We start from the raw sequence: 15,973 nt of genomic DNA, 5'->3' as shown, positions 1-15,973 counted from the left end.
TCAGTAGCCTTCCAGCGCGGCCACGTTGCGCCAACTCGGCCATGTCGTCTCCCAGATCCGATGGATTCGACCGTTGCGGTACGCGGCGATGAGCACAACCTCTATTCGGGTGGGCTGCTCGCCGGGGCGAGACGTGGTAATCCACAACCGTCCCGCCACCTTGTCGGCGGCCGCCACCCACGCCTGCTCGTCATACTCGACCGCGTAGCTGATGTCGGTGGCATAGACATTGCGGTGGCTGTCGCGGAATTCGGCAAAACTCTGGCTCAGCCCGTCGGAGTACATCACAAAGTCGGGGTCGTAGTAGTGCTCGAAGAGATCGGCGTTCTTGGCCACGACCACACGGTCGAACATCTCGCGAAGCAGCGCCACCGACACCGGCCGATGGTAACCGGGTTCGGAAGCGCTACGACTGCCGGCCGCGCGGCTCACGCGGGCAGCTCTTGCGCCCCGCCATCAAGATTGTGGAACTGCGCGCAGGGCTCTTTTGCCCCCAGCATGAAGGGCAATGCCTTCGCCCCGAACCCCAGCTTCGCCGAAAGCCGGCCGAAGAAGCCACGTTCTACCACCACGGGCCGCGCCCCGGACGTGGCGAGATCGATATAGAAGGTCGCCGTTCGACCGATGCCCTCGAAATCGTGGGTCAACGCAATCGAGAGCTTCCGCATCGACTCATCGAGGCAAGCGGCCACCACGTCGGTCATCAGCACGTACTCCGACACCGGCACCAGGTTCTTCAGCATCCGGTGCACGAGAATGACGTCGAAGCCAGCGAGTTCGACCCGCCGCTTGACCTTCTGCTCGGCGACTTCGCCTTCGTGAGTGACGAACTTGAGCGATAAATTCCCCAGTTGCGAACAGCTCTGGCAGTCGCAGGCGATGTCTTTCTTCAGCCTTTCCCGCCGCGTCAGAAAGGCTTGTCGCATGGTCGTTATCCGTTCGCACACAACGACTTTGGGATTGCCACCGGGAGCCCAGAAGAACGCGGCATCGCCCTCCAGCTTGGCCAGCTTGAGACCTTTGCCGGCGTCGATCACCGCTTCGAGCAGCTCGGCCACCGTCTGCTGCGCGTGGACCAGGTGCATGCGGTTCCACGTCATGTAGTGCGTGTATCCGCCGATATCGGCAATGAGCAACACGGCGCGCCTAACGGCCATGAAGTCAGAATTTTAGCGGTCTGACCCGGCCCAGTCGATGCTGGCCCGCGCGAAGATCGGCGCCGGCGCAATCGCTTCGGTGGCGCTCTGCCGGACCGTCGCCGGGGCCGCGGTCAGGAAGCCTTGGTGTACCTGCGGACCAATTCACCGTCGCCGAAGGTGCTCACGTAGTCCAAACCGGCGTCGTCGCGGCCGAAAAACGTCCATTGCCTCGGGCTTCTATTCGGCTCACTGATCAGCTTGACCTTGAAGGGAACGTGGGTCGGGCGCACGGTGCCGATGACGTCACCGACCCGGATCTCCGACGGATGAATTTCCGGTGCGTCCCACCAGTTCTGTATGGCCATGTCGTACATCCTTTCTTACGAGCGTCGGCGCGACGCGTCTAAAGCGCAGTCCCGCACCGAGCATGATGGGGGGCGCGGCGGTGGGTTGCCCAAACGCCCGGAGGTCAACGAAGTCGCCGGCTGGTCACGGTCGGACCGCACGTCGAAAAGTGTTGCCGCTGCGCGGCCTTGCGCGGTTGGCGAGGTACCCATCAAGCCGTCACGACTGCATATCGGCCGGAGCGGCGTGCGCGGCCGCCTCGTCCCGGACAGGTCGATCGCGTTGTGCACTTTCGGCCCGAGCGGCACGCAGGATGTCGCCGCAGGTCTGGAATTCCTGAGTGTCCCGCTCCTGACCCATGGCGGGCAGTCCCGCACATCTGCGTAACACCATCTTGGCCAGAGCCGCGGACGTGCGGCACGGTACCACCAACAGATTCGCCGAGGCCCGGCTACCGGTGATCGTCATCAGTCGCTGGCGTGCGACAAACCGGCCGCGCTCGCCCCTGTCACCTACCCCGGGGCGGTTCAGCGCATCGAGATCCGGCGAGCTTTCCAGGGAGGACCAGTTGACGGTGATGGCGGTGATCTTGCCCAACCGCGTGCGCAGGGCATCAACCAGCTCGGGAAGCTCGCGCGCTATCGAGGCCGTGTGCGGCCACCACGCCCCGTCAAGCGGCGCACCCAGCTCCACCGCCAAGGCGACCCGCACCGGGCTGGCCAGGCGCCGACCGCCTACTGCTCCGTTCATGGCGCTGACATTGTCCCGACGGAAACCACCCGCGTTGTGCGGCCGTGGCCCAGCGATATCGTCACCGCCACCAGTCGACCCGCACGCAACTCGCGATGATCCATTGACGACCCCTTCACTTCGGCCTGACCCGGCACACACGTGTGGGGATCGACAAACGAAGCCAGTGACAGACCCTTGGTTGCGATGCGGTCGCGAACCCCGAGATCAGAGCTGGCTACGAAAGAAAACCTCACTATGGACACTACACCCACGGCGGCGGTAACCGCACCGGGTTGAGTGATCAGGTGACGACCCGGTCGTCGCGTCTTCCGGGCCCGCCGCACCGGCCTGCTACGCAAGGGTCGTCGTGAGCGGGCGTTGCGGTGGTCCGATGTATGCGCTCAGCGGCAGGATCAGCGCGTTGGAGGCGGTCTGCTCCATGACGTGGGCGGTCCATCCGACGATCCCGATCATCACGAAAACCGTTGTGAGGCAGCCGATATCGAAGCCCATCAGGTGACAAGCGGGACCGGTGGGAAAGTCCCGATCCGGCTTGACTCCAGTCGCGGCCAACATATCCCGCTCCAGGGCGTGGTAGATGTCGAGCCCTCGCTGACCATCTCGTCCGGCCGCCACCCGCGTCAGGGCCTGCTCCATGCCGGCACCCGTGAGTCACCGTTCGGGTACACCCGATGACCGAATCCCATGACCTTCTGGTAGCGGGCCAGTTTGGTGTTCAACCACTCGGCTGCTCTTGTGGCAGAGCCTATTTCAGACATGTCACGCATCACCGCCTCGTTCGCGCCACCGTGCTGCGGATCCATTGAGAGCCCCGGCGGCCGCCGCGACGGCACTGTAGATGTCGGAGCCGGTGGAGATGACCACCCGCGCCACGAACGTGGAGACGTCGAAGCCGTGTTCGGCGTAGAGGACCATCGACCGCTCGAAGGAGTCCTCGACCACCTGTGGCGCACCGTGATCACCAGCACGTGCTCCCGATCGGTGATCCTGAAAACCATTGCCCGAAACGGGATTTCGTTAGACGAGTCAAACGGGTGACGCGCCGAATCCGCGATGGCCTCGCCCAGCCGGGAAGCCGGCCATTCGGCGGCGTCGATGATCTGCCAACCGAAGTCGGCTTTTGCGGCGGACAAGACCGGCTGCCGGGGTATCCCGTCCGCCGAAAACACCGTGCGCAGGCTATCGTGGCGGCCCACCACATCGGCCACCGCCGTATTCAACCGCGTCGGTACATGCCGATCAGCACCAGCTCGATCGCGCGGTGGCGATCGTCGTCCTGGCATTCCGCCGGGGCAGGGCGCCGGTGTCGAGTTCGTCAGCAAGTGCCAAGGGCAACTGCCCCAACGCCACCACGGCAGCGGGTTCGGCACACCCCACCTACCGCAGCCGCCGATCACGCTTCATCCGGACTCCGCCGCGACGGCTTACGAATCGGAAGTCCGCCTCTGCGCTAGCCTCTCGCGAAGACTCTTCGGCCTGATATCGGTCCAGTTCTGTTCGACATAGTCCAAACATTCGGCCCGGGTGGCTTCACCGTAAACGACCCGCCAACCGGCCGGAATATCGGCGAACACCGGCCACAGGCTGTGTTGCTCCTCGTCGTTGACCAGGACGAAGAAGCTACCGTTGTCGTCGTCGAACGGATTGACACTCACTCGTTCTCCTCACGGCTCAGTAGAGGCGGGTCAAATCCAAACCAGCGCGGAACCATTCTTGTGGTGGCGCGTGGTGTCCAGATCATCGATCGGCGACGTCAACTTAGCACCAATACCGTTCAATCCGGCCGGTTAAGTGCCCCGTTACCGCCCTGTGTGGGAGTCGACGGTCGCGGCCGCGATGTCGCCGGCAGTAACGCGTCAACCGCTCAAGGGTTGCGACGGTGCCGTGGGCCGGCCTGCGGTGGTGACGTCACGTCCCGCGCCGGCCGCCATGGTGGCGGCCTCACCGCGCGCCAAGGCGACCGTCGCGATGATCACCACCACCGCCGAGGCCACCAGCAGCAGCCACTCCGGGCCGTCGGCCTCCAGCGTCTCGCCGAGCACGGTGACCCCCAGCACCGAGGCCACCACCGGTTTGGCCACCGTCAGCATCGGCAATGAAGCGGTCAGGGCGCCGGCGCGAAACGCCGACTGCTGGAAGATCATTCCGCCCAGCGCGGCCAGTACCCAGCCGTACAACTCGGGGGTGCGCAACAGGTTGTCCGTGCCGTGTTCGAGCACGTCAACGATGCCCTTGGTGAGCACCGCGAACAGCGCCAACGACGAACCCGATACCACCGCCAGCAGCACCGCCGCAGCGGGACGATCCGCCAAGATCCGCGCGCCGAGCACACACAATCCCAAGGCCGGGCCCAGCACGGCGGCCACCACGATCCAGGCTTGCAGCGAGCCCCGCGAGTGGCCGACGGTGGGATCCCCGGCCGTGATGACTGTCGCCAACGCCGCAGCCAGCAACACCGCCGACAGCCACTCCCGCCGGGTTATCCGATGATGGGCCAACCGTGCATAGAGGGGCAGCGCGAACAGCAGCACCGTCACCTGCAGCGCCGTCACCAACATCACCGAGCCTTTGTCGAGGGCCGCGGCGAGCAGACAGTAACTGGCGATGTCGCCCAGACCGCCCAGCCACCAGCGGGTGTCGCGCAACAACATGCCGAACAGCGCCAGGTATCCGACCGGTTGGTCGGTGATCTCCTGGGCGGACCGCTGGCGGATCACACTGCCGATCGCGGCTGCCAGCGCGGCGCACAACGCGAGAAACCCGGCGATATCCGTATTCGACATGGGGCGACCTCCTCGCCGACATCCGGCCCGCGGCCGCACGTATACCCACTATTCACGTTTCGTTTGCGTTGAGTCGACCGTGCGCCGGTTCTCATGCGTCCCGGCGCTGAAACCGCCTCGCCAGCTTGCACACTCGCGCACCGTCGGCTCAAAGCGGGAACTTGGCACCGGTCAGCTGTTCGGACAGCTCCCAGAGTGCGACGGCCGTGGCGGCGCGCCTGGCCGCCCAGTTGCGCCAGGTCGGCTGGGTGCGGCCATAGAGGCCGAATCGCGGGCCGACGAACGTGTTGCCGGCAAGATCCTGCGACACCGCATACAACGTCTGGCGGGCACCGAAGTCGGCGTCGGTAGACACCATCCGGTCGACGGCCAAGACCGCCGCATCCACCACTTTGCGGCCGGAGTTGCCCTGCAGGTTCGTGTGCGACCAGCCCGGATGGGCGGCCAGCGCGCGCTGCGAGGAGCCGACGGCATCCAGGCGCCGCTGCAGCTCGCTGGTGAACAACAGGTTGGCCAGCTTCGACTGGCCGTAGGCCAGCCACGCCGAATACGGCCGCGACTGCCAGTTGAGGTCCCTGAGGCTGATGTAGCCGATGTTGTGCAGCAGCGAGGACACCGTCACCACCCGGTCGGCGAGCTTGGGCAGCAGCAGGTTGGTCAGCGCGAAATGACCGAGGTGATTGGTGGCCATATGGCCCTCGAATCCGTCGGCGGTCAGCCTGAATTGGGCGGCCATGATGCCGGCGTTGTTGACCAGGACATCGACTTTGTCGATGCCGTCGGCGAAGTCCCGCACCGAGGACAGGTCCTGCAGGTCGAGCCGACGCACCTCGACGCGAAAGGCCCCGGGGTCGGCCATCTGCCGGGCGGCGGCCTCACCTTTCTCGGTGTTGCGTACCGCCAGGATGACGTGGGCGCCGACCCGGGCCAGCTCGCGGGCGGTTACCTCACCCAGCCCGCTGTTGGCGCCGGTGACTATGACGATGCGTCCGGCGAACGACGGCAGCTCTGCCGCGGTCCACTCAGGCACGGCGGCAGGAATGCGGAGCCTCATCGGCCGTCCCCCGGTGAGCTTTTCGCGGCGTTCCCCATGACCGCCATGGCGCGCGGCGGCATCCCGCTACACCGATCAGGCATCCGTTGTTCACCCCGTCAGTGCCTCGTTCTTCTCGGTTCTTCGCGTTGGGAAACTTCACGCGTCCGACCCCGATGACATCGTAAAGCGCGACCCGTTGCCGGAGTCGCCGACGGTGCGTCGTCACACCCGGGACACCGCCGGGTCCGAGGGCCAGCATTTGGCCGGTTCGTGCGGGCGACGATGGCAGGATTCAAAACCCGTGAAGCTGGGTATCGTCCCGAAAGGTCCGCGTAATCGCGCGTGCGGTCCCTTTGTCGAGGAGTATCCAATTGGGACGCGATGTATCCACCTTGCCGGCCCTGCCCCGCAACGGCCGCAGGTCGGCCAGACGTGCCTCGGGCGGGTGACCCGCAGATGTACCTGGGCGTCATTGTCAACCCGAAAGCACGCAAGAACCTCGCTGCGCCGGGCGATCGCGCCGCCGAGCTGCGCGACATCGTCGGCCGGTGGGGCGAGGTGCACGAAACCGCGTCCGTCGACGAACTCCGCGCGACCGTGCAGCAGCTTTATCCCCGGGTTACCCACCTGGTGGGCGACGGCGGCGACGGCGCCCTGCACTGGTTGATCAACGAAACCCGGCAGTGCGTGGCCGATCCGGAACGCTGGCCGGCTTTTGTGCCCACCAACGGCGGCAGTGTCAACGCCGTCGCACGCAAGGCGGGGGTACGCGGGCGGGCCGATGCGATCGTCCGTGCTCTGGCGGCGGCCGCCGAGTCGAATCAGCCGCCGCAGGAGGTGTGCCTCGACACCTTGCAACTCGACGGTGAGACCGCCGACGGCGCGCCATTTCATCGCCTTTGCTTCGGGCTGGCCGCGGGAGGTGTCGGCAACCGGTTCTACGACAAGTACTACGCCAACCCCGATCATGGCCGTGCGGCCGTCGCCCGGGTGATCGCCCGCACGTTCGGTGACTACGTGGCCTCCAAGGTCGCCCCGAGCCGCATGAACAGACCCAACTGGGCGGCCCACCTGTTCACTCCGACCCACGCCCGCGTGGTCATCGACGGCGAGGAGGTCCCGACGCGAACACACCGGCTGCTGCACGCCGGCGCGATCGACCTGCGTATCGGCGGTCCGTTCCGGCTCTTCCCGAAGGCCGCCGCACCCGGTGCGTTGCATTTCCAGGCCGGGGACACCAGACCCTCCAGGATCGTTGCGCAACTTCCCGCGGGACTCACCTACGGCAGCATCCGCGGTGATCGGGTACGCGATGTCAACGGCGAAGAAATGGTCATCGAGGCCGAGGACGAGCCATTGTCGCCGATCATCGACGGCGAGCGTTTCGTCGGCGTCGTCAGGATTGTGGCCAGCGCCGGGCCACGCGTCCGGATGGCGCAAGTGGGGCCTGCGCGTCAGCTGCCTCGGTGGTGACGTCAGCGCCGGGAGCGGATGGTGCGGGTGATCTGGGCGGACAGTTTGGGGTCGCTCAGTAGTTGGTCGACAAGGGCGACCAGGACCTCTTGTCCGGTGACGCGGGCGAGACCGAGGCGATCGGCGGCTTCTCGCTGCCAGATGTCGAGGGCTCGGTGCTGGGCCGGGGAGAGGTCGACCGTGCGCCGGGTGCGCGCGGCGCGTGTCCGGCCGATGGTGACGGGTTCGGTCGGCGCCGCCGCGACCGACGAAGCAAATGGTGCGTCTGCGGTGTACGCGCGGAAACGTTCGGCGTCGGCGTTGATGCGGTCGGCGCTGCTCATCGTGGTGCCCCCCTCGGCAAGCCGTATCAGTATGTCAGTACTTCCGTTGCAGTATATCCGTAGATGAGGAGTTGCTGCACTATCGCAGCGGATACCGGGTGGGACCGGGTCGCAACAGGGATCCGCAGGCCCGCGGGGTACCGCATCGGGTCGCACCCGGAGGCCGTGGAGGGTCCCAGCCGGTCGCCGGTGACGACGTTGCTGCAGATGTCTGTCGTGAGGCGGCGTGCATAAGGTGTCCGGCGGCGTCCGGCAGCAGCGGTGGCCGCGGGCCGGCGGCGGGCGGCGACATGCGCGGATGTCGCCGACCGCGCCGGCGTCATCGGCACGGCTGGCCCGATGCTGCCGGCGTGCCCGTCGGCACCGGCCGACGACGGGATTGCCCGAGAACGAGACGCCCGTCCACCACCGAGTTACTCATTTTCGCAGGCAGCATAGCATAGATAGTCGTTGCTGCAATGACCGACAACAACAGAATACCGAGTACATATCGAGCCGATTTCTGTTTGTGAATTAACCCCTGGATGACAGCAGCAACATCCGTTGAGCACGGTCGGGCACGGCACACTCTATGGTCTCGGTCATGAAATACGGTAATGCGTATCTCCGTATGTCAGTATCTTCGGATCTTGGCCGCTTGAGCTGCTTAAATGGAGTCATTTGTCGCACTGAGATACTGAAAAGCGTAGGTACGGAAATCTCTGGCGACTCCGCGTCGCGTGCCTGACAACCGGAAGTTCAGTCCCATCACAGCACCCGCTATTTGTAATATGACCTACTAGCTAGAAACGTGCCTGTGAGGTTAGTGCCAACCCGTATGAAAGGCACTGAAATCATTTGCTTGTTATCGGTCTGCCGCGTTACGCTTGGCATTACCGATTGGTGAATGACGTGGTTCCGTCGATCCGGTCGAAGACCGGCTCGGAAGGGGGAATGGCTCCTACGATGGATACGCTTATCGACTACCTGCGGATGTGGGAAGCACGCAAGCCGGACCAGACCCTCTACCGGTTCGTGGATGCCGAAGGCCGCGAGTTCGAGCACCACACCTATCAAAGCTTCACCGAACGGACCCGTGAGCTGGCCGCCTTTTTGTTTGCAGAGGCCGGGCTGCGGCCGGGAGACCGGGCGCTGCTGGTCTACCCGCCGGGGCTGGAGATGGTGGCGGCGTTCTTTGCCTGCGCTCGCATCGGCGTGATCGCGGTACCGGTCAGCCCACCTTTGCCCATGGCGTTCGAAGCGGGCCTGGCCAAGCTCAGCTTCATCGCACGCGACTGCCAGGCCAAGGCGGTGCTGTCGACCAAACAGCTCGAGTACGACTACCGCCTGCTGGTCGGGCACCGACAAGGCGGGCTACCGTGGCCCGACGCCGCGCGTCCGCCGGAGCTGCCGTGGTTCGCAACGGACGGCAGCAGGGAGTTCGGCGGCGCCCGCGTGGCGGACACGCCCGGTCCGGTGCTCTTCCTGCAGTACACCTCCGGCTCCACCAGCGATCCCAAGGGTGTGATCGTCAGCCACGCCAACGTCATCGCCAACGGCTCGGCCTTCACCGGCGGCGAAGTGGCGGTCAGCTGGCTGCCGCAGCACCACGACATGGGCCTGATCTCCGCTTACCTGTTCATATTGCTGCTCGGTGGGACCACGCATGCGATGTCGCCGGCTGATTTCCTGCAACGGCCATCGGCCTGGCTCCGGCTGATCAGCCAGGTGCGCGCCACCCACAGCCCGGCGCCGAACTTCGCGCTGGAGTACTGCCTGCGCGAGGACAAGCTGCCCACCGCCGAGCTGACCGGGATCGACCTGAGCAGCCTGGACAGCCTGGTTGTCGGTGCAGAGCCGTTGCGCGCCAACACATTTGCTCGTTTCCGACAGCGCTTCGCTCGCTACGGTCTGCGGCCCGATGCGCTGGCCGGCGCTTACGGCTTGGCCGAAAACACCCTGATCGTGTCCATCCGGGGGCGCCAGACGCTGGCTTTGAACAAACGGGCGCTAGGGCAGAACCTTGCGCGGGTCGAAAAGGCGCTGCCGGAGAACAACAACCAGGCCCACGTGGTGAGCTGCGGCAAGCCCGTTGCCGGAAACGTGGTCCGCATCGTCGATCCCCACTCAAGGCAGGCCCTGGGCGAGGGTCGAATCGGCGAGGTTTGGCTGGACGGACCGTCCAAAGGCGGCGGCTACTGGCACCGTCCCGAGTTCACCGCCGAGACCTTCGCAGCCCGCATCGCCGGCGATGCGGAGCGCACCTATCTCCGGACCGGCGATCTCGGTTTCCTCTACGAGGGCGAGCTGTTCGTCTGCGGCCGCAGCAAGGACCTGATCATCGTCCGCGGCGTCAACTGCTACCCCTCCGACATCGAGGCCGTGGTGGAGTGGTCGGCCGCGCAGGTTCGCAACGGCTGCGTCGCCGCTTTCTCGGTCGAGCAGGAGGAGCAGGAGGCACTGATCGTGGTCGCCGAGGTGCGTGACCAGCACTCCCTCCCGGACCCGAAGGCACTGGCGCGGTCGATCCGCCGCCACTGCCACGTCGATCCGCACACCATCGTGTTCGCGCCGCCGCGCAGCATTCCCAAAACCACCTCGGGCAAGATCAGGCGCGCGCAGACGCGACGACTGTGGCTCGACGGCAAACTGCCCGTGCTGGCCAGCCATACCCGCCGGACTCACGACGAGCTGGGCGTCACCGCGGGTCCGCTGGAACGCTTCCGTCATCTCATGGACAGCTACGACCTGACCGGCCAGGAGGACTGTTCCTTCGCCGATCTCGGCCTCGACTCACTGGCCCTGGCCGAACTGCGCGCGGACCTGCAGTCGCTGCTGGACGAGCATGGCGCGGCAGAGCTGACCGAGGAGGTCAACACTCGCCTGTTGCAGCGCCTGACGGTCGCCGAGTTCTTCCGGCTGGTGTGGCAGTTCGGCGATGGGTCGGGGCAGCCGATCCACGCCCTGCGCCACGCGCTAGACCGGATTGCCGCCGAGTACGAGGCATACGAGGCCATGCAGATGCGCGTCGACGCGCGGCTGCCGCTGCCGGCGCTCCCGCCGGCGCGATCAGGCCCGCCCAGCGACATCCTGTTGACCGGCGCGACGGGGTTCCTGGGGCCGTTCCTGCTCGCCCGGCTGCTCCGGCGGACGTCCTACACCATCCACGCGCTGGTCCGCGCCGCCGATACGGCACACGGTCACGATCGGATCATCGCCTCGCTACGCCGGGCTCAGCTATGGTCCCCGGCACTGGAGGCCGAAGTCCGGGCGCGGGTTCGGATGATCTGCGGTGACCTGGCCGAGCCTCACCTGGGAATCGGCGAGGCGGAGTTCCGGCGACTGGCCGACACCGTGGACGGCATCGTCCACAACGGCGCCCTGGTCAACTATGTCCGAACCTACGACGCCCTGCGTCCGGCCAACGTGATCGGCACCTGGGAGCTGTTGCGGCTGGCGCTGACCACACACCGCAAGAGTTTCCATTTGGTCTCCAGCACCTTCATCTACGGCTGGAGCACCATGCCGGTGGTCGGCGAGTCGTACGGCAACGAGGAGATGGCCGGGCTGGACTTCGGCTACTCGCAGACCAAGTGGGTCGCCGAGCAGCTGACGCTGGCCGCGCAGCGGCAAGGACTCGACGTGCGGATCTACCGGCCGTCGCTCATCTCACCCACCAGCGCCGGCTTCGGCAGCCAGGACGACATTTTGGTGCGCCTCACCGCGTTCATGATCGAGCACGGCCTGGCTGTCAACGCTCACAACCAGGTCAGCCTGCTGCCGGCCGACCTGGTCGCCGATCACATCGTCGCGCTGATGGGCCTGCCGGCCGAGACCGGCCATGTCTTCAACCTGACGGCGGATGACTACTACAACCTCACCGACGTCACCCGGCTGTTGTCGGAACGCTATGGCTACCGCTTTGCCTATCACGACATTCCGTCGTTCGCCGAGCAGTTGAACCGCCGGTGCACGCCACGCGACCCGCTGTACCCGCTGGTCGATTTCCTGACCCGCTCGGCCGACAAGATCGAGGCGATGCGCGACAAGCGCTACGACAACACGCAGTACCGGCGCGCGCGCACGCTGGCCAAGGTCGGCTGGCGCGAGCCCGCGCTGAGCGACACGGTCGATGCACTGGTGGAGTTCCTGCGCCGCGAGCGGCTGATCTCGGAGGCTGAGGCCGATACCCAATGCAGTGCCTAGCCGCCGTGAGTCGATTGCGAGGTAGTGCCAGCGCAATTTTGGGTACTAGCCGTAAAGCCGCATCCGCGCAGGGGGATCTGCATGTTCACCGTCGATGACCAGGCCGCGGGCCCACATGACGCGTCACTGGATCACGAGCGAATCGTCCTTCAGGCGCGCGATGTCGAGTTCGACTGGGCAAAGCTGCCGTTCTACTACGTGCCCAACGAGCCCTTCACCACGCACTTCTGCAATGTCCTGCATCTGCTGCTGCCGGCGGGCGAAGAGTTCATCGTCGAGGCGTTCAAGAAGGCCTTGCCACTGATCAAGGATGACCAGCTGCGGCTGGACGTGCAGGGGTTCATCAGCCAGGAGGCCATGCATTCCCAGGCGCATTCCGGGGTGCTCGAGCACTTCGCCGCCAGGGGCATTGACGTGACACCGTTCACCGATCAGCTCCGCTGGCTGTTCGGCAAGCTGATCGGTGACCGGCCCCGCTGGAGTCTGCGGCGGCGGCAGAGCTGGCTGCTGGAACAGGTTTCGATCGTGGCTGCCATCGAGCACTACACCGCCATCCTGGGTGAATGGATTCTCGACACCCCGCAGCACGACACCCTCGGCACCGACCCGGTGATGCTGGACCTGCTGCGCTGGCACGGGGCGGAAGAGGTCGAGCACAAGGCGGTCGCCTTCGACACCATGAAGCACCTGCGGGCCGGGTACTGGCGGCAAGTGCGTACCCAGCTGTTGGTCACGCCGGCGATGCTGTGGTTGTTCATCCGCGGCGTGCGGTTCATGTACTCGGTCGACCCGCACCTGTGGCCGGGTACCAAACCACGCTGGCGCGACTACTTCGACGCGGCACGACGAGGTCTGGTGCCCGGGCCATTTCAGTTCCTGCGGGTCATCGGCGCCTACTACACGCCGCGCTTCCACCCGTCCCAGCTCGGCGGGGTCGGACGCGCCGTCGAGTATCTGGCGCGATCACCTGCTGCCCGAGCGTCGCACTGAGCATCGAGGAGCCATGACACGTAGCACCGTGACCGCATCGGACGGCGTCGCCCTGGCCGTGCATGCCTACACCGAGATCGATCCGCGGCGCCCGACCATCCTGGCCATCCACGGCTACCCGGATAACCACCACGTGTGGGACGGCGTCGCGGCGGAACTTGGTCAGCGCTACCCCGCCAAATACAACGTCGTGGCCTACGACGTGCGCGGGACCGGCGAATCCGGACGACCGGTCGACCGGTCGGGTTATCAACTACCGCAATTGGTTTCCGACGTCGGCGCGGTGATCGACAGCCTCGGCGTTGACCAGGTCCACCTGATAGGGCACGACTGGGGCTCGATCCAAGGCTGGACGGCGGTCACCGACGACTCCGTGCTGGGCAGGATCGTCTCGTTCACCTCGATCTCCGGGCCGCACCTGGACTACGCGGGCCGGTTTCTGCGCTCACCGCGCACGCCGCGCGCCGTGGCCGACGTCGTCAGGCAGATCATGGCCTCCTCCTACATCTGGTTCTTCCTGTGCCCGGTGGCGCCGGAGATCGCGATCCGGTCGCGGTTACAAGTGAAAGTGTTTGAGACCGTGGAACGTATCGGGAGATCAAGCACCCGCAGCCGGCGTGGAACGTCGCCCCGGTCGCTAGACGACTACCTCAACGGGCTCAACCTCTACCGCGCCAACATGCCCGCACCGTTTCTGGCGCCGCCGGCCCAGCCGCCGCAGGCCGGCGTCGCGGTGCAGGTGCTGGTGGAGCGCCAGGACCATTTCGTGACGCCTGCCCTGCAGCGCTTTGCCGGCTCGATCCCGGCCGAGGGCAGAGTCGTTGCGATCGAGGGCGGGCACTGGGTGGTGACCTCGCGTCCCGACGTCGTCGCGCGGCTCACCAACGAGTGGGTCGACATGGTCACCGAAGGTGCGGCCCCGGCGGGTGAGTCCACCCGACCGCGCGCTGTGCGCGGCACACTCGCGTTGGTCACCGGGGCAGGCGCCGGGATCGGCCGGGCCACCGCCGTGGAACTGGCCCGCCAGGGGTCGCGTGCCGTCGTGATCGTCGACCGAGATCTGACCGGGGCCAACGAGACCGCGGAGGCCGTCCGGGCTGCCGGCGCCGAAGCCGCGGCCTTCCAGGCCGACGTCAGCGACGAAGCCGCGATGAATGACCTTGCCGCACAAGTACGCAACAAACATGGCGTCGTCGACATCCTGGTCAATAACGCCGGCATCGGCATGGCCGGCCGTTTTTTGGAGACAACGCCGGAGCACTGGGACACCATCATCGGCGTCAATGTTCGCGGCGTCATCAACGGCAGCCGAGCGTTCGGAGCGCAGATGGTCGAGCGCGGCCAGGGCGGCACGATCATCAATGTGGCCTCTGCGGCCGCGTACGTGCCGTCGAAATCGATGGTCGCCTACGGCACCACGAAGGCGGCGGTACTGGCGTTGAGCGAATCGATGCGCGCCGACTTCGCCGACGAGGGCATCACCGTCACGGCCGTGTGCCCGGGCTTCGTCAGCACCAATATCGCCAAGAGCACCGTCTATGCGGGGATGACGGCCGAGCAACAGGAGCGCGCGCGCGAGAAGGCCCATGCCGCGTACCGGCGGCGTAACTACACCCCCGAGGCTACGGCCAAAGCCATTGTCAGAGCAGTCCGGACCGGCCCGGCGGTGCTGCCGGTCGCGGCCGAGTCGCGGCTCGGGTATGCGCTGCGACGCATCAGTCCGTCGCTGGTTCGGCTGTTCGCCCGCTTCGACATTCGGCATACGTAGGGAACTTATTGTGGCGCACACTATTTGGAGCAGCAGACCCGCCGATCTGTACGGCCGGCGCAGCCGCGATCGCATGTTGACCGCATTGTGCGGCGTGGGCGCCCTCTTCGGCGGGTTCGCCTCGGCGTCGCGGTGGACGCCAACGCGGATAGTGCCGGTGCAGCGGACCACCGCCGCGGTGGTCACCAAACGCGAATTGGTTGCCCCCGACGTGATTGCGTTGACGTTGACCGACTCCGACGGTGGGCTGTTGCCGTCCTGGACCCCCGGGGCGCACATCGACGTTCGGCTGCCTTCGGGGCGCCGCCGGCAGTACTCACTGTGCGGTCCGCCCGGCCGGCGCATCGACTACCGCATCGCCGTGCGCCGAGTCGCCGACGGCGGAGGCGGTTCGATTGAGATGCATGAGGCCTTCGCCGAGGGTGACACGCTGATGTTCGACGGTCCACGCAACGCGTTTTACCTCGTCACCGACGAACGGCCCGTGTTGTTCGTCATCGGCGGCATCGGGGTGACGCCGATCCTGCCAATGATCCGGCTGGCCCATCAGCATGGAATCGACTGGCGCGCAATATATGCCGGCAGGAGCCGGGCCTACATGCCGTTGCTGGACGAAGTGGCGGCGGTGGCACCGGATCGGGTGACCGTGTGGGCCGACGACGAGCGCGGCCGCTTCCCCACCGCCGAGGACCTGCTGGCCGGAGCCGGGCCGACGACGGCGGTGTATGTGTGCGGCCCGACCGGGATGCTGGAGTCCGTGCGGGTAGCGCGGGGCCGATACGCTCACGCGCCCTTGCACTATGAGCGGTTCGGTCCCCCACCCGTGGTCGACGGTGTTGCGTTTCAGCTGGAACTGGCACGCTCACGGCGGGTGCTGGACGTGCCCGCCAACCGGTCGGCGCTGGGCGTCATGCTCGATTGCGATCCGGCGACGGCATATTCGTGCCAGCAAGGGTTCTGCGGGACCTGCAAAGTCAAGGTGCTGGCCGGCGCGGTTGATCATCGGGGGCGCGCGGCAGAGGGCGAGGACGACATGCTGGTCTGCGTGTCGCGGGCGAAAAGCGATCGGGTGGTGATCGACGCCTGAGTGGGTGGCGGTACTTGGGGATTGTGGACCGGCTCACGCCGGCCCCATACGACTTGGGCGCCCAACACCCACAGGAAATCCTCGAGACTTC

13 protein-coding genes and 2 pseudogenes are annotated in these 15,973 nt (G+C 66.2%); 5 read left to right on the top strand and 10 right to left on the bottom strand.

What is annotated here, in order from left to right; genetic code table 11:
• From EET10_RS07115 to EET10_RS07075, 9 genes and pseudogenes are all read right to left on the bottom strand, one after another.
• Entirely contained in the window at positions 1–378 is a 378-nt protein-coding gene (locus EET10_RS07115; RefSeq protein ID WP_036404230.1) for a nuclear transport factor 2 family protein, read from the bottom strand.
• 50 nt (positions 379–428) lie between these two features.
• The gene (locus EET10_RS07110; protein WP_036404232.1) at positions 429–1,157 is read right to left on the bottom strand and encodes a DUF2652 domain-containing protein; all 729 of its coding nucleotides are present in this window, start codon (positions 1,155–1,157) and stop codon (positions 429–431) included.
• A 113-nt stretch (positions 1,158–1,270) separates the two neighbouring features.
• Positions 1,271–1,504: a hypothetical protein gene (locus EET10_RS07105; RefSeq protein ID WP_036404402.1), complete on the bottom strand. Its 234-nt coding sequence runs from the start codon at positions 1,502–1,504 to the stop codon at positions 1,271–1,273.
• 199 nt (positions 1,505–1,703) lie between these two features.
• Positions 1,704–2,234, bottom strand: a complete 531-nt coding sequence (locus EET10_RS07100; RefSeq protein ID WP_063467515.1) for a DUF5994 family protein — start codon at positions 2,232–2,234, stop codon at positions 1,704–1,706.
• Positions 2,235–2,567: 333 nt separating this feature from the next.
• Positions 2,568–3,182: pseudogene (locus EET10_RS07095) on the bottom strand (citrate/2-methylcitrate synthase); the annotation flags it as partial.
• A 59-nt stretch (positions 3,183–3,241) separates the two neighbouring features.
• Positions 3,242–3,520, bottom strand: a pseudogene (locus EET10_RS32190) (condensation domain-containing protein); the annotation flags it as partial.
• Between the two features lie 141 nt (positions 3,521–3,661).
• Positions 3,662–3,892 (bottom strand): MbtH family protein, encoded by a 231-nt coding sequence (locus EET10_RS07085; protein ID WP_036404234.1) that lies wholly within the window; start codon positions 3,890–3,892, stop codon positions 3,662–3,664.
• Positions 3,893–4,093: 201 nt separating this feature from the next.
• Positions 4,094–5,020, bottom strand: coding sequence for a DMT family transporter (locus tag EET10_RS07080; protein ID WP_122502001.1), 927 nt, complete (start codon positions 5,018–5,020; stop codon positions 4,094–4,096).
• A gap of 148 nt (positions 5,021–5,168) precedes the next feature.
• A complete protein-coding gene (locus tag EET10_RS07075; protein ID WP_122502000.1) occupies positions 5,169–6,050 on the bottom strand; it encodes an oxidoreductase in 882 nt (293 codons plus the stop codon).
• A 462-nt stretch (positions 6,051–6,512) separates the two neighbouring features.
• Between EET10_RS07075 and EET10_RS07070 the strand changes: the two genes are divergently transcribed.
• The gene (locus EET10_RS07070) at positions 6,513–7,529 is read left to right on the top strand and encodes a diacylglycerol kinase family protein (RefSeq protein WP_036404240.1); all 1,017 of its coding nucleotides are present in this window, start codon (positions 6,513–6,515) and stop codon (positions 7,527–7,529) included.
• A 2-nt stretch (positions 7,530–7,531) separates the two neighbouring features.
• Here EET10_RS07070 and EET10_RS07065 read toward each other — a convergent pair whose 3' ends face one another.
• Positions 7,532–7,852 carry a hypothetical protein gene (locus EET10_RS07065; protein ID WP_023371837.1) on the bottom strand — a complete coding sequence of 107 codons (321 nt, stop codon included), beginning with the start codon at positions 7,850–7,852 and terminating at the stop codon, positions 7,532–7,534.
• A 945-nt stretch (positions 7,853–8,797) separates the two neighbouring features.
• Between EET10_RS07065 and EET10_RS07060 the strand changes: the two genes are divergently transcribed.
• The 4 genes from EET10_RS07060 (at position 8,798) to EET10_RS07045 (ending at position 15,882) form a co-directional block, all read left to right on the top strand.
• On the top strand, positions 8,798–12,037 hold the full coding sequence (locus EET10_RS07060) for a fatty acyl-AMP ligase (RefSeq protein ID WP_036404407.1): 3,240 nt from the start codon (positions 8,798–8,800) through the stop codon (positions 12,035–12,037).
• Between the two features lie 81 nt (positions 12,038–12,118).
• Entirely contained in the window at positions 12,119–13,027 is a 909-nt protein-coding gene (locus EET10_RS07055) for a metal-dependent hydrolase (RefSeq protein ID WP_063467513.1), read from the top strand.
• Positions 13,028–13,040: 13 nt separating this feature from the next.
• Positions 13,041–14,795: an SDR family oxidoreductase gene (locus tag EET10_RS07050; protein WP_122501999.1), complete on the top strand. Its 1,755-nt coding sequence runs from the start codon at positions 13,041–13,043 to the stop codon at positions 14,793–14,795.
• A 10-nt stretch (positions 14,796–14,805) separates the two neighbouring features.
• Positions 14,806–15,882 carry a PDR/VanB family oxidoreductase gene (locus EET10_RS07045; RefSeq protein ID WP_246013610.1) on the top strand — a complete coding sequence of 359 codons (1,077 nt, stop codon included), beginning with the start codon at positions 14,806–14,808 and terminating at the stop codon, positions 15,880–15,882.
• Positions 15,883–15,973: the final 91 nt, after the last annotated feature.

The organism is Mycobacterium pseudokansasii, from assembly GCF_900566075.1.
GTDB classification, from domain to species: domain Bacteria; phylum Actinomycetota; class Actinomycetes; order Mycobacteriales; family Mycobacteriaceae; genus Mycobacterium; species Mycobacterium pseudokansasii.
The sequence above is the reverse complement of the archived record's forward strand: the minus strand, read 5'-3'. Positions and strand labels throughout refer to the sequence as shown.

Bases quoted from the DNA above. Each gene is read 5' to 3' on its own strand.
- EET10_RS07110 (WP_036404232.1), bottom strand. From the start codon at position 1,157: ATGGCCGTTAGGCGCGCCGTGTTGCTCATTGCCGATATCGGCGGATAC.
- EET10_RS07105 (WP_036404402.1), bottom strand. From the start codon at position 1,504: ATGGCCATACAGAACTGGTGGGACGCACCGGAAATTCATCCGTCGGAG.
- EET10_RS07100 (WP_063467515.1), bottom strand. From the start codon at position 2,234: ATGAACGGAGCAGTAGGCGGTCGGCGCCTGGCCAGCCCGGTGCGGGTC.
- EET10_RS07080 (WP_122502001.1), bottom strand. From the start codon at position 5,020: ATGTCGAATACGGATATCGCCGGGTTTCTCGCGTTGTGCGCCGCGCTG.
- EET10_RS07070 (WP_036404240.1), top strand. From the start codon at position 6,513: ATGTACCTGGGCGTCATTGTCAACCCGAAAGCACGCAAGAACCTCGCT.
- EET10_RS07065 (WP_023371837.1), bottom strand. From the start codon at position 7,852: ATGAGCAGCGCCGACCGCATCAACGCCGACGCCGAACGTTTCCGCGCG.
- EET10_RS07060 (WP_036404407.1), top strand. From the start codon at position 8,798: ATGGATACGCTTATCGACTACCTGCGGATGTGGGAAGCACGCAAGCCG.
- EET10_RS07055 (WP_063467513.1), top strand. From the start codon at position 12,119: ATGTTCACCGTCGATGACCAGGCCGCGGGCCCACATGACGCGTCACTG.
- EET10_RS07050 (WP_122501999.1), top strand. From the start codon at position 13,041: ATGACACGTAGCACCGTGACCGCATCGGACGGCGTCGCCCTGGCCGTG.